Source organism: Antarctobacter heliothermus (genome assembly GCF_002237555.1).
Taxonomy (GTDB): domain Bacteria; phylum Pseudomonadota; class Alphaproteobacteria; order Rhodobacterales; family Rhodobacteraceae; genus Antarctobacter; species Antarctobacter heliothermus_B.
The window spans coordinates 3,255,271-3,268,709 of record NZ_CP022540.1 but is presented as its reverse complement, the minus strand read 5'-3'; the positions used below and the strand labels follow the sequence as shown (position 1 = coordinate 3,268,709).

Annotated in this window: 10 protein-coding genes; 5 read left to right on the top strand and 5 right to left on the bottom strand. The window is 60.2% G+C overall.

All coding sequences use genetic code 11. From position 1 onward, the window contains the following. The first annotated feature begins 1 nt into the window (after window position 1). On the top strand, window positions 2-670 hold the full coding sequence (locus tag ANTHELSMS3_RS15720; RefSeq protein ID WP_094035697.1) for an HAD family hydrolase: 669 nt from the start codon (window positions 2-4) through the stop codon (window positions 668-670). Then, window positions 667-1,749 carry a dihydropteroate synthase gene (locus tag ANTHELSMS3_RS15715; RefSeq protein ID WP_094035696.1) on the top strand — a complete coding sequence of 361 codons (1,083 nt, stop codon included), beginning with the start codon at window positions 667-669 and terminating at the stop codon, window positions 1,747-1,749. Before ANTHELSMS3_RS15720 ends, ANTHELSMS3_RS15715 begins: the two co-directional genes overlap by 4 nt. Window positions 1,750-1,872: 123 nt before the next feature. On the opposite strand, the gene ANTHELSMS3_RS15710 is transcribed toward ANTHELSMS3_RS15715, so the two are convergent. From ANTHELSMS3_RS15710 to ANTHELSMS3_RS15695, 4 genes are all read right to left on the bottom strand, one after another. Then, window positions 1,873-3,354, bottom strand: coding sequence for a hypothetical protein (locus ANTHELSMS3_RS15710; RefSeq protein WP_094035695.1), 1,482 nt, complete (start codon window positions 3,352-3,354; stop codon window positions 1,873-1,875). A 1-nt stretch (window position 3,355) separates the two neighbouring features. After that, window positions 3,356-3,802, bottom strand: a complete 447-nt coding sequence (locus tag ANTHELSMS3_RS15705) for a TadE family protein (RefSeq protein WP_157733533.1) — start codon at window positions 3,800-3,802, stop codon at window positions 3,356-3,358. A 471-nt stretch (window positions 3,803-4,273) separates the two neighbouring features. After that, a complete protein-coding gene (gene mfd / locus ANTHELSMS3_RS15700) occupies window positions 4,274-7,756 on the bottom strand; it encodes a transcription-repair coupling factor (RefSeq protein WP_094035693.1) in 3,483 nt (1,160 codons plus the stop codon). Window positions 7,757-7,822: 66 nt separating this feature from the next. Continuing rightward, window positions 7,823-8,344 carry a component of SufBCD complex gene (locus tag ANTHELSMS3_RS15695; protein ID WP_094037169.1) on the bottom strand — a complete coding sequence of 174 codons (522 nt, stop codon included), beginning with the start codon at window positions 8,342-8,344 and terminating at the stop codon, window positions 7,823-7,825. 130 nt (window positions 8,345-8,474) lie between these two features. On the opposite strand from ANTHELSMS3_RS15695, the gene hemB reads away from it, so the two are divergent. Next, window positions 8,475-9,473, top strand: a complete 999-nt coding sequence (gene hemB, locus ANTHELSMS3_RS15690) for a porphobilinogen synthase (protein ID WP_094035692.1) — start codon at window positions 8,475-8,477, stop codon at window positions 9,471-9,473. Window positions 9,474-9,599: 126 nt separating this feature from the next. Further along, on the top strand, window positions 9,600-10,151 hold the full coding sequence (locus tag ANTHELSMS3_RS15685; protein WP_094035691.1) for a YSC84-related protein: 552 nt from the start codon (window positions 9,600-9,602) through the stop codon (window positions 10,149-10,151). Between the two features lie 59 nt (window positions 10,152-10,210). Here the strand turns inward: ANTHELSMS3_RS15685 and ANTHELSMS3_RS15680 are convergent, their stop codons facing one another. After that, a complete protein-coding gene (locus tag ANTHELSMS3_RS15680) occupies window positions 10,211-10,480 on the bottom strand; it encodes an usg protein (RefSeq protein ID WP_094035690.1) in 270 nt (89 codons plus the stop codon). A gap of 195 nt (window positions 10,481-10,675) precedes the next feature. Between ANTHELSMS3_RS15680 and gyrA the strand changes: the two genes are divergently transcribed. After that, window positions 10,676-13,429: a DNA gyrase subunit A gene (gene gyrA / locus ANTHELSMS3_RS15675; protein ID WP_094035689.1), complete on the top strand. Its 2,754-nt coding sequence runs from the start codon at window positions 10,676-10,678 to the stop codon at window positions 13,427-13,429. Window positions 13,430-13,439: the final 10 nt, after the last annotated feature.

The window sequence follows — 13,439 nt, the reverse complement described above, 5'->3', positions numbered from 1 at the left end:
TATGACCAAACCCGCATTGCTGTTCGATCTGGACGGCACCATGTTGATGACCGATGACCTTCACCGGGAGGTTTTCGTTGATCTCATGGCGCCCTACGGCATCGAGATCACCGAAGAGTTCTACATGAAGCACGTCCACGGACGGCTGAACGTGGATTTCTTTGCCGAGTTCCTTCCCGATTTGGAAAACCCACAAGGGCTGTCCGATCACAAGGAAGCGCTGTTTCGGGAACGCCTGCCAACCCCCTACCCCGCCATGCCCGGAGTAGAGCAACTCGTGGCCCGGGCCAAAGACGCGGGTTGGGCGGTTGCCATTGTCACCAACGCAAACCGCAACAACGCAGAGGCCATGTTGCGGGCCATCGGCCTGCGCGACGCGTTCGACACGATGATCATCGGTGAGGAATGCGTGCGCGGCAAACCGGACCCGGAACCCTATCTGGCCGCATTGCGCGCCTTGAACGTCCCGGCGCATCGTGCCATCGCGTTTGAGGACAGCCCCTCGGGAATGCGGGCCGCCGCAGCTTCGGGCGCATTTGCCGTTGGATTGCGGTCCGGACTTACCGATGCAGATCTGCGCCAGCATGGCGCGCAGTTGACGCTAGCAGATTTCAACGACCCCGCGCTTGAGCACGCGCTCGACCGCCTGACAGGAGAAGACGTGTCATGACCCGCACCATCGTCGAATCGAAAACCAAAACCGCCGTCATCGGCTTTGATGAGCCATTCTGCGTGATCGGTGAGCGGATCAACCCAACCGGCCGCAAGATCCTGAACGTCGAACTGGAGGCCGGTGATTTCAGCCGGGTGGAGGCTGACGCCATTGCGCAGGCCGCCGCCGGGGCCAGCATTCTGGACATCAATTCGGGTGCCGTGTTCTCGAACAAGATGGCCGAAGATCCGCGTTACGCCGACAACAACTTTGTCGAGCCGACGCTGATGAAGCAACTGGTCGAGGTGGTTCAAAAGGTCGTGGACACGCCGCTGTGCATCGACAGTTCGGTGCCCGGCGCGTTGGAAAACGGTTTGGCCGCCGCAGAGGGCCGCCCGCTGCTGAACTCTGTCACCGGCGAGGAAGAGCGCCTTGAACTGGTGCTTCCGCTGGTCAAGAAATACAACGTGCCCGTGGTGGCGATCTCGAACGATGACACTGGTATTTCTGAAGATCCCGAAGTGCGCTTTGCCGTGGCAAAGAAGATCGTCGAGCGGGCCGCCGACTTTGGCATTCCCGCGCATGACATCGTGGTCGATCCGCTGGTCATGCCCATCGGGGCCATGGCGACAGCCGGGCATCAGGTGTTTACCCTTGTGCGCCGGTTGCGGGATGAACTGGGCGTGAACACCACCTGCGGCGCCTCGAACATCAGCTTTGGCCTACCCAACCGGCACGGCATCAACAACGCTTTTTTGCCGATGGCGATGGGCGCAGGCATGACATCGGCGATCATGAACCCGGTCGCTCTGCCAATCAACGCCGCCAAGATCGCCGAGAAAAAGGCAGAGATCGCCGCCGCGGGCATCATCCTGCCCGAGGATATCGACGATAAAACCTTTGTCACGCTGTTCGGCATGGGCAGCACCAGCGCCCGTCCCGGCAAGGAAATGGAGGCTATCCGCGCCGCCAACTTTTTGATGAACCAGGACGACGGCGGCGCCGCCTGGATCGAGTTCAACCGCCAGCCGCCCAAGGCCGGACATGAGGGCCGTGGCCGCGCCGGCCGTACCGGCGGACGGCGTCGGCGGGCCTGAGGCGGCTTATGCTGACCTGCCTGTCCCCCTTCCTGGCGGGAACTGGGCGGCACACCTGAACAGAAAGAGGCCGGGCGCCAAAGCCCGGCCTCTTATCCAGATCCATACACCACGGACCTGTTTCTATTGCACCAGACGGATACTGCATTCGGCGTCGTAGACCGTCAGCGTCGCAGGTGCGATGGCCAGCCCGACAAAATCGTGCACGATCGCGCCCAAAAGCTCATCCAGCGGCGAGACCGCGCCAACCACCCCACCTAACAACCCGCCCAGCGGTCTGGTCAGCCCCGAAAGCGGCAGTTGATCCAGCAATCCGACCACTTCGTCGGCGGTGTCGTCCAGCACCCCTTCCAACCGTGGCGAAAACTCTTTCGAGCGTTGCTGCGCCACGTCGTCGGCGCTGAATCCGACTCGAAGCGGGCCGGTATCTACCAGGTCAATGGTGTCGGAAATCGTCAGCCCCAACACCGACAGCTCGACCTTCAGTTCCAGAAGACCCGCCGTGACGGGATTGAACACCACAACCTCGGAGTCGTCACCGGGTGTACACATGGTTGCCTCGTCACTCAGGCGCGCGCTGGCGCGGGCGATCTCCAATTCCAGACTCAGCCTGACCAGCCCCAGCAGATCCAACCCGTTGACCCCCAGACGGATCTGAGCTGTTTCTGCATAGGCTTCGGGACTACCCGGTTCGACATTTGTGACAATCCGGCGCGGCTCGACCACCGTCAGGCTGATCGGAACTTGGGCCAGCGGACCAAGATCCGCCTTGAGATCCAGATCGACCGCATGTTCGCCAAACAGTTCCAGCGATCCCATAATCAGGTCCGATCCCGATACAGTGCCACCTGGCAAACGTACGCCAAGGCGGGTCCGGCGGTCGGCATCGTCAAGATGGATCAGATCGCCCAGCCGCACCGAACCTTGGGGCGCATCGACCGAAACACCGAGGGCCGCAGACCAGAGCGTGTTCAGAGCGATGTCCGAATTCAACACTTCGCCATAGGTCATAGGCGCATCCAGATCGGCGGACAGGGTTTCCAGCAAGGCATCGACCTTCAGCCGCAGGACGCCATCTGAACAGATCACATCCGTCTCGGCGCCAAGGAAAGGTCGCAGAATTCCGTTGAACAGGTTGAGGGATACGAGGCAATTCGACAGCGCAAAGCTGACACTGTCATGCACCGCCGCCACCGCGTCCCGCTGGATCACCGAGTCACGCCCCCGCCCCAACAGAGCACTGACACTCATGAAAGAATCTGACACCGCCTGCACCTGTGCCGCATTGGACCGCGGGCCGCCAGCCACTTTGGGGACGAAGACGCCGTCGTGGTATCTGCCCAGTGTCACCTGCTGCCGGGTCAGGGCTCGCGCCACAAACTGGTCATTCAAAGCTACGGATTCCGTGGCTTGGGCAAAGGCCTGATCCTCGTCAGAAACAAACCTGACAGCCTCTAGCGCAGAAAAATCGGCCTGTGCCTGAACGTGACTGCGATGCACATTCAACATAAGCAGATCCAGAGCCACGGCGGCCCCGATAAGAAGGGCGGGCAGGATTAGGACAAAAGCCGCCGTGATCGATCCAGTATCATTGGTCCGGAACATATCACCCACCCATGATCAGGGCACGACCGACGATTTCTTCGGAGCCGTTGTTCATGGCACGCAACAAGGGTGAGAACCCATGCCCTGCTCCGTTGTAGACAAGGGTCAACTCGGTCCAACCTGGCTGGCTCGCAGGTGCGCATCGAACCGCAGAGATCCGGGCCGGGTCAATGGCGGAAAAGGACTCGGCCATCGCAGGCACGACAACATCGCCGATGTGTTGACACAGATCTGGTGAGACGCTCGGATCGACGCGAAACTGGAGTGTCTGTCGCGCCACCTCATATGTCATTTGCTGTACATTTCCGGCGACTACCGCATATAGCGCCAACCAGCAGCATCCAGTTATCAAGGTGATGAACGCAGGAAAAAGGATAGCGAACTCTACTGTTGAACTACCCTCTTCCGAAGAAATAATCTTCTTGGCTCTGTTTCTATCATCCAGCATGATTTCAATTTCCTCGGCGCACCTAAAAACAATTTCAGGTTGCGACCCGATTGGACCAAATTCTTGTCCCAATTGTGTCGAAATCAAGCCTTTCAGAAAATGCGAAGCAAAACAGACGAATTAGTCTTCAAGACAGATTGATCTCACACCTCCGTTAACCTTTGATTAACCTTTGATTAACCATTAGTAACGAGGTTTGGGACGCTGTACCCGTGATCCACAGGCATTTCTACGACTTTGGTTCTATAGTGGCACCTTCGTGGCACGCCAGTCGATCGTCAGGGACGCATTCAACCAGAAGGAGATGCATCGAGAGGATGCCGAACCCTTAGACTAAATCAAAATGAGATAAGTAAATCGAAGGCTCGATCACACCTATATGTGACCCGGTTATTGCACAATTAACAGGCACAATTCTCAATCATGGGTTCAATTCACCAGTGTGACTATGGGCAATTCGTGCGGTTCGGATCAGGTTGTCGCCTTGCGTTTTTTCAGGACACCGGCGTGCTCGGCAAGATCGCGGGCGATGGCAAAGGCCCCCTGGATCTTGTCCTTGTCGCGTTTCCACTCGCGCCGCACCACGATCTTGTTGTCCTTGACGCGCGCCTGCCCGTCCTGCGCGGTGATGAAGGCCACAAGTCCCTCGGGCGAGGCGAATTTGTCGTTGTGGAACTGGATCGTCGCCCCCTTTGGCCCGCCGTCCAGTTTGGCGATCCCGGCGCGTTTGCACATCGCCTTGATCCGCACCACCAGCAACAAGGTGTTTACCTCCCGCGGCAGCTTGCCGAAACGGTCGATCAACTCGGCGGCAAAGCCCTCTAGCTCGACCTTTGTGGTCAGCGAGGACAGGCGACGGTACAGACCAAGGCGCACGTCCAGATCTGGCACAAACGTCTCAGGGATCAGCACCGGCACGCCCAGATTGATCTGAGGCGCCCATTGATCGTCGGCCTCTGACAGACCCTCCATCTCTCCGGCGCGGATCTTGGCAATCGCCTCTTCCAGCATCGACTGGTACAACTCGTAGCCCACGTCACGCATCTGGCCGGACTGTTCTTCACCCAGCAGATTGCCCGCGCCGCGAATATCCAGATCCTGCGAGGCAAGAGTGAAGCCCGCCCCCAACGTATCCAGACTGCCCAGCAAGCGCAGACGCTTTTCTGCGGTGGTGGTCAGCTTGGCGCGCGGTTTGGTCGTCAGATAGGCATAGGCGCGGGTCTTGGACCGGCCCACACGGCCCCGGATCTGGTACAGCTGGCTGAGGCCGAACATGTCGGCCCGGTGCACCACCATGGTGTTGGCGGTGGGGATGTCCAGACCGGATTCCACGATGGTTGTCGCCACCAGCACATCGTATTTGCCGTCATAAAAGGCGTTCATGCGGTCGTCCAGGTCCCCCGCTGCCATTTGGCCGTGGGCGACGACATAGGACACTTCCGGCACTTGTTCCTTCAGGAACTCCTCGACCTCTGGCAGGTCGGTCAGGCGCGGCACCACAAAGAAGGACTGGCCGCCGCGATAGTGTTCGCGCAACAGGCCCTCACGGATCGTCACCGGGTCAAATTCACTGACGTAGGTACGGATCGACAGACGGTCCACGGGCGGCGTGCCGATAATCGACAGATCGCGCACCCCGGTCAGCGACAGTTGCAGTGTGCGCGGGATCGGAGTCGCGGTCAGGGTCAGGACGTGAATGTCCGACCGCAGTTGCTTTAGCCGTTCCTTGTGCTGGACGCCAAAGCGCTGCTCTTCATCAATGATCAACAGGCCAAGGTTGTTGAACCGGATGCCCTTGGCCAGCAGCGCATGGGTGCCGACCGCAATGTCCACGGTGCCCTTGGAAATGCCCTCACGGGTCAGTGCCGCCTGTTTTGTGCCGACAAAACGCGACAAGGGCGACACCTGCACGGGAAAGCCGCGGAACCGTTCGGCAAAGCTGTTGTAGTGCTGGCGTGCCAGCAGCGTAGTCGGTGCTATCACAGCGACCTGTACGCCGGACATGGCCGCCACAAAGGCGGCGCGCATGGCGACCTCTGTCTTGCCAAAGCCCACGTCGCCACAGATCAGGCGGTCCATCGGCTGGCCGGAATGCATGTCCTCCATGACATCTTCGATGGCCTTTAGCTGGTCATCCGTCTCTTGATAGGGAAAGCGCGCGGAAAAGGACTCAAACGCGCCCGGTGGCGGGTCCATGATCGGGGCTTTGCGCAAGGCACGTTCGGCAGCGATGCGGATCAGGCGATCCGCCATCTCGCGGATGCGTTCCTTCAGCTTGGCCTTTTTGGCCTGCCACGCGCCGCCGCCCAGCTTGTCCAGCAGGCCCTCTTCGTGACCGTATTTGGACAACAGTTCGATGTTCTCGACCGGCAGATACAGCTTTGAACTTTCAGCATATTCCAGTAGTAGGCATTCATGCGCTGCCCCTGCTGCGGTGACCACCTCCATCCCCAGATACCGGCCGATACCGTGGTCGACATGGACTACCAGATCGCCGGGTGACAGCGATTGATGTTCAGTCAGGAAGTTCTCGGCCTTGCGGCGTTTCTTGGGCTGCCGAATAAGGCGGTCGCCCAGCACGTCCTGTTCGGAAATGACCGTCAGGCGCACCTTGTCGTCCCCCGTCTCCCAAGGGGCGACAAAGCCCGCCTCCAAAGGCCAGACCGCCAGATGCAGCCCGCGCTTGCCAATCCGGGTGCCGTTGGTAACGGGGATCGCCTCGGCCAGCCCCTCGTCCTCAATCAGGCCCGTCAGGCGTTCGCGCGCGCCTTCGGAATAGGAGGCGATAACAACCGGTCCGTCCTGCAATCTCGCCTTAACATGGGCAGCCAAGGCACTAAAAAGGCTGATGTTTTCTTGTTGCCGCTCAGGCGAGAAATTCCGCCCGATACGCCCGCCTGCGTCCACGACACCGGGGCCAGTGGCCTGTGGCAGCGGATGAAACTGCACCTCGCGCCGCGCACCAAGGGCGGCAGACCATGCATCATCGTCCAAATAAAGGGATCCGGGCGGGATCGGCTTGTAAACCGTGCTGCCCAGAGACTTTTTCTGGCTCATGGCGTGTCGGCGTGCATCGAACTGATCGGCGATGCTGTCCCAGCGCGACAGGCGCGAAGGCGTCAGTTGATCGTCCAGCACAACCGGCGCGCCGGGCAGATAGTCGAACAAAGTTTCCAGCCGCTGATGGAAGAACGGCAACCAGTGTTCGACACCCTGATGCTTGCGACCAGCACTAACCGCCTCATACAGCGGATCATCGGTGCCCGCCGCACCGAATTCGATCCGGTAATTCTGGCGGAACCGCGTGATCGCCGCCTCGTCTAGGATCACCTCGGACACGGGCGCCAGTTCCACCACGTCCAGCTTTTCCGTCGTCCGCTGCGACGCCGGATCGAACCGCCGTGCTCCGTCCAGCACATCACCGAAGAAATCCAAACGCACCGGCCCGCCGTCCCCCGGCGGAAAGATATCGATGATGCCGCCGCGCACCGCGTAGTCACCGGGTTCCGTGACCGTGGGTGCCTGACTGAATCCCATGCGTACCAAAAAGGCGCGCAGCCCGGCCTCGTCCACCCGGTCACCGACCCGCGCGGTAAAGGCCGCCTCGCGCAGAACGTCGCGGGCGGGCAGGTACTGCATCGCCGCCGAGAGCGTCGTCAGCAAGACAAAATGCGTCGGCCCGCCATGCACCAGGGTCGCCAACGTCGCCATGCGCGCGGCCGAGATATCGGCATTGGGCGACACCCGGTCATAGGGCAGGCAGTCCCAGGCGGGAAACACCATCACCGGCATGTCGGGCGCAAAGAAGGTCAGCGCATCGCGCATGGCCGCCAGCCGTTTGTCGTCGCGCGCGATGTGGATCACCGGACCTTTGGCCCGCGCCACCTCACGCAGCACCAGACGGGCGTCATAGCCCTCGGGCGCGCCGCCCATGATGATACGATGTTCTGTCATGATGGCTCAAATGGCGCGCCGGGCGCGCCGCGTCAACCGCGCACAGGCCGGATCAAACCGATACGATCAGAAGGCAAGAACCGTCAGGTTCATGTACATGCCCCACAGCGCGGTGCAAAAAATCGACACGACACCGATGAACTGCGTCAGCATCCGGTGTAGGCGCAACCGCCGCCACAGCGCCTCACCCGCGTTCTCACCTGCCTGAATGCGCCGGGCCGAACTGATGCTGAGCAGCCCGACAAACATCATCGGAAAGGCCAACATGAAAACGGCCTGCGCGAACTCTACCCAGTAAAAAAAGCCAAGGATGGCTGTCCCGCTGAGAAAGGCAGAGCCGATCGCCACGATCCACAGCCCCGATTCCTCGACGATGAACAGCAGCCGGTTGGTGTTGATCCGCACCAGATCCTCTAGATCCTGCGACGCCTGCCCGCCCGCACGACGCGCGCGTGCCACCATGTCATAGGGCACGCCCAGCACCCAGTGGCTGGTCGACGACCACAGCACCGCCAGCATGACCCAGAACCAGAGGTTCGAAAAGGACCGCATGTCGATGACTTCGAAAACGGTGCTGTACCAGTCCAATGCCTGTTCTCTTCCCGGTTGTTTTGTTCCCAGCGGTCCGCTTATGGCCTGCACCTGCCGGGTCTGCAATGGGCTTGTCGCCTGCGTTTTTCCGTGTCACCCAAAGGTAACGCTGAGAAGGACCACACAGATGCAGCCGACGCTTGCCCCCTACCCCGCCACCCGCCTGCGCCGTCTGCGCCGCACGCCCGCCATTCGCGCTCTGGTGCAGGAAACCACGATCAGCCCCGCGGATTTCATCTGGCCGGTTTTTGTGCGCGATGGTGAGGGCGTGGTTGAACCCATCGCCTCCATGCCTGGCGTCAACCGCCTGTCCGTGGACAAGGTGGTGGAGGCCGCTACAGAGGCACATGCCTTGGGCATCCCGGCGATCTGCCTGTTTCCCTACACTGATCCCGCGCTGAAGACAGAAGATTGCGCCGAGGCATGGAACCCTGACAACCTGTCTAACCGCGCTACGCGCGCGATCAAGCAGGCGGTGCCGGATATCGCCATCATGACCGACGTGGCGCTGGACCCTTACAATATCAACGGGCATGACGGCTTTGTCGAGGCGGGCGAGATCGTCAATGATCGCACGGTCGAGGCACTGGTAAAGCAGGCCCTCAGCCAGGCAGACGCGGGCGCGGACATCATCGGGCCGTCCGATATGATGGATGGCCGCATCGGCGCATTGCGCAGCGCACTAGAGGGTGCTGGGCATCAAAACGTGCTGTTGCTCAGCTATGCGGCCAAATACGCCTCGGCCTTTTACGGGCCGTTTCGCGATGCAGTGGGTGCCAGCGGTGCCTTGCAAGGCGACAAGAAGACCTATCAGCAAGACCCCGGCAATTCAGATGAGGCGATGCGCCTGATTGCACGCGATCTAGCCGAAGGCGCGGACATGATCATGGTCAAACCGGGGATGCCCTATCTGGACATCTGCCGCCGCGCGCATGAGATGTTCGGCGCTCCAACCTTTGCCTATCAGGTGTCCGGAGAATACGCGATGATTGCGGGCGCAGGGGAACGCGGCTGGATCGACGGCGACAAGGCTATGATGGAAAGCCTGACCAGTTTCAAACGTGCGGGATGTGATGGGGTCCTGACCTATTTCGCCCCCGCTGCGGCGCGTTTGTTGAACGGCTGATCGCCGCGTGGCAAAGCGCCGCCGAGAAAACACAAGATGTCGTGACAACCCTTGTCTCTCCAACTATATTGCGCCCCAACCGGCAAAAAGCCGGACCATGAGGCATTTCAAAGAACAGGCGGACCGATGACACTCACCAGACGAAACGTGACCTTTGGCTTGGGCGCAACTGCCCTGCTGGGCGCATGCAACGGCGTAGGCAGCAATGGCGACGCGCGTATCGACGCCCGTGTCGATCAGACGCTGTCCAGACTGTACAGTGACTATCCCGCGACCCGCGATCTTTCCGGGAAATCCGTAGGCATGCTGGTCATGCCGGTAGTAACCGAGGCGGGACTGGGATTTGGCGGCGGTTACGGTCGTGGCGCGCTGCGTGTCGGCGGCGCGACGGTGGACTATTACTCTGTCGCCAAGGCCAGCGGTGGCCTTCAGATCGGCGCTCAGCAGTATTCGCATGTCCTGTTCTTCATGACCAACGACGCATTGCAAAACTTCCGCCGGTCGCCCGGCTTTGCGGCGGGCGCGAACCTCGAATACGCGGTGCTTGAACGCGGAGAGACGCTGGCGGCGGAAACCACCACGTCGCTGGCCCCCGTGATCGCGGTGATCTTCGGTCAGGCCGGCCTGCGCGTCGGCGCAACGCTGGAAGGCGTGAAATACACCCGGATCATTCCCTGATCTGACCCGCGACAGAGGGGTCCAACCTCTCTGTCGCCTACATTTATCCGCCGCGCGTCTCAGTGATAGCGGAACTCTCCCACCATATTGCGCCATTCCCCGGCCGAGATCATCTTGCGATGGGTGAACCGGACGGAATGCAACGATCCCTCAATCTCATCGTGCCAGAATTCGATGAACTCAAAGAGTTTGGGGTGATCTGGTGCAAGATCGTACTCCTGCCAGATGAAGGTATTGAGGACATGCGCGTAGTCGGGCATGTGGTAGAAGAACTCTGCCGTGGTTAGCCCGTAGCCCTTGAGCATCAGCTCTGTTTCAGACTCCTGCATCGGTTTTACCTCGTGTTGTCAGATCGCCGATAAATCTTGCCAAGCAAATCTTTACTTTTCAATAAAAACAGCATGTTAGCACTGTCTCTCGGTGGCTGCCAATGTCCGCCCATCGCGCTGCCATTGCACCCTACAGATAGTCTCTGATATAAGCGCCTCAACAAGATATGGCAGAACAACCAGCAGGCTCATTTCGTGAACGACACGCCAGAACCCCCTGAAAACGAAGACGAAATGCGCCCCGTCTATCGCGGCCCTTCGATCTCTATCGAAGACGAGATGAAGGTCAGCTATCTCGACTACGCGATGAGCGTGATCGTGAGCCGTGCGATTCCCGATTTGCGCGATGGCCTAAAACCTGTGCACCGGCGCATCCTGTATGCCATGTTTGACGGCGGTTACACGCCCGACAAAAGCTATCGGAAGTCCGCGAAATCAGTTGGTGAGGTGATGGGTAACTATCACCCGCACGGTGATAGCGCGATCTATGACGCGCTGGTCCGCATGGCGCAGGATTTTTCCATGAGCCTGCCGCTGATCGATGGTCAGGGCAACTTTGGCTCGATGGACGGCGATAGCCCGGCGGCGATGCGCTACACGGAATCCCGTCTGGCGAAATCCGCATTGGCCCTGCTGACCGATATCGACAAAGACACCGTTGATTTTCAGGACAACTATGACGGCAAGGAACGGGAACCCACGGTCCTGCCCGCGCGCTATCCCAACGTTCTGGTCAACGGTGCCGAGGGCATCGCCGTCGGTATGGCGACCCGCATTCCGCCGCACAATCTGGGTGAAGTGATCGACGCGACGCTGGCGCTGATCGAAAACCCGGATCTGTCGATCGAAGAATTGATCGAATACATCCCTGCCCCGGATTTCCCGACCGGCGGCGTAATCCTTGGCCGCTCTGGCGCGCGCAAGGCGTATCTTGAGGGGCGTGGCAGCGTCATCATCCGCGCCAAGACCCGGATCGAAGAGATCCGCAAAGACCGCTACGCCATCGTCATTGATGAGATCCCCTATCAGGTCAACAAGGCGACGATGATCGAACGCATCGCCGAGGCGGCCCGCGACAAAAAGATCGAGGGCATAGCCCACGTTCAGGACGAATCCGACCGCGACGGCGTACGCGTCGTGATCGAGCTGAAGCGCGATGCCACCGGCGAGGTGGTGATGAACCAGTTGTACCGGTTCACGCCCATGCAGGTCAGCTTTGCCTGTAACATGCTGGCACTGAACGGCGGCAAGCCCGAGCAACTGACGCTTTATGGTTTTCTGAGCGCTTTCATTGACTTCCGAGAGGAGGTTGTGGCGCGCCGCACCGCCTATCTGCTGCGCAAGGCACGCGAACGTTCGCATGTCTTGTGCGGTTTGGCGGTTGCGGTCTCAAACGTCGATGAGGTGGTCGCCACCATCCGCTCCTCTGCCGATGCCGCCGAGGCGCGCACCCGCCTTATGGAACGGCGCTGGCCCGCCGGAGAGATCCTGCCCTATATCGCACTGATCGACGATCCGACCCACAAGGCCAATGAGGACGGCACCTACAACCTGTCCGAAACACAGGCCCGTGCTATCCTTGAACTGCGACTACAACGCCTGACCCAACTGGGCGTCAAGGAAGTCACGGATGAGCTGGAAGACCTTGCCGGCAAGATCAAGGACTACCTCGAAATCCTGTCGTCACGGGATCGCATCATGTCGATCATCGGCGACGAAATGCGCGCCATCCGTGAGGAATTCGCCGTTCCCCGCCGCACCCAGATCATTGATTGGGCCGGTGATCTGGAAGACGAAGACCTGATCGAACGTGAGGACATGGTCGTCACCGTCACCCAGTCCGGCTATATCAAACGGACCGCTCTGGCCGATTTCCGCGCGCAGAAACGCGGGGGCAAGGGCCTGTCGGGCATGGCGACCAAAGATGACGACGTGGTCACCACTCTGTTTGTCGCGAACACGCATACGCAACTGCTGTTCTTCACCACCGATGGCATGGCCTACAAGCTCAAGACATGGCGCCTGCCGCTGGGCGGACGCACGTCCAAGGGCAAGGCCATCGTCAATATCCTGCCGATCCCGACAGGGGTGTCCATTGCGGCGATCATGCCTGTGGACCGCCCCGAAGAGGACTGGGACGATCTGCAAATCGTCTTTGCGACCTCCAAGGGGTCCGTCCGGCGCAACCTTCTGTCGGATTTCACGAACGTCAAACGTAACGGCAAGATCGCGATGAAGTTCGAGGGGGATGATGAGAACACCCGCCTGATCAACGCGCGCATCTGCTCTGAGGATGACGACGTGATGCTGGTGACCAACTCGGGCCGCGCGATCCGTTTTCCGGTGCCAGAGGTGCGGGTGTTCAACTCGCGCAACTCCACCGGGGTGCGTGGCGTGCGCCTATCCAATGGCGACGAAGTTGTGTCCATGTCGGTGATCCGGCACTTTGAGGCCGAGTCCGATGAACGCGCCTCTTACCTCAAGATGCGCCGCGCCATGGCCGGGCTGGCTGACGATGCGGAAACACCCGACGAAGAAGAAGGCAACGCCAACAGCCAGTTGCCGCCAGAGCGCTATGCCCAGATGTCCGCGGCGGAAAACCTGCTGCTGACGATCACTGCCAAGGGCCTCGGCAAACTGTCGTCCAGCCACGATTACCCGGTCCGCGGACGCGGCGGTATGGGTGTCACCGCATGGGAGAAATCCATGCGCGGGGGCGAAATCGTGGCCTCTTTCCCGGTCGAAATGGACGACCAGATCATGCTGGCCACTTCAACGGGACAGTCGATCCGTGTGCCCGTTGATGGGATTTCATTCCGGTCACGCAGCGCTGGCGGTGTGAAGGTGTTCAACACCGGGGCGGGTGAAACCGTGGTGTCCGTCGCCTGGATCGCCGATCAGGGCGACGAGGATGAGGACGGGGATACCGCAGCCCCGGAACAGGATTAATCAAACAGGA

Coding starts and splice junctions, on each gene's coding strand:
- ANTHELSMS3_RS15720 (WP_094035697.1), top strand. CDS start 2: ATGACCAAACCCGCATTGCTGTTCGATCTGGACGGCACCATGTTGATG.
- ANTHELSMS3_RS15680 (WP_094035690.1), bottom strand. CDS start 10,480: ATGCAGGAGTCTGAAACAGAGCTGATGCTCAAGGGCTACGGGCTAACC.
- ANTHELSMS3_RS15710 (WP_094035695.1), bottom strand. CDS start 3,354: ATGTTCCGGACCAATGATACTGGATCGATCACGGCGGCTTTTGTCCTA.
- hemB (WP_094035692.1), top strand. CDS start 8,475: ATGCAGCCGACGCTTGCCCCCTACCCCGCCACCCGCCTGCGCCGTCTG.
- ANTHELSMS3_RS15705 (WP_157733533.1), bottom strand. CDS start 3,802: ATGCTGGATGATAGAAACAGAGCCAAGAAGATTATTTCTTCGGAAGAG.
- ANTHELSMS3_RS15685 (WP_094035691.1), top strand. CDS start 9,600: ATGACACTCACCAGACGAAACGTGACCTTTGGCTTGGGCGCAACTGCC.
- ANTHELSMS3_RS15715 (WP_094035696.1), top strand. CDS start 667: ATGACCCGCACCATCGTCGAATCGAAAACCAAAACCGCCGTCATCGGC.
- mfd (WP_094035693.1), bottom strand. CDS start 7,756: ATGACAGAACATCGTATCATCATGGGCGGCGCGCCCGAGGGCTATGAC.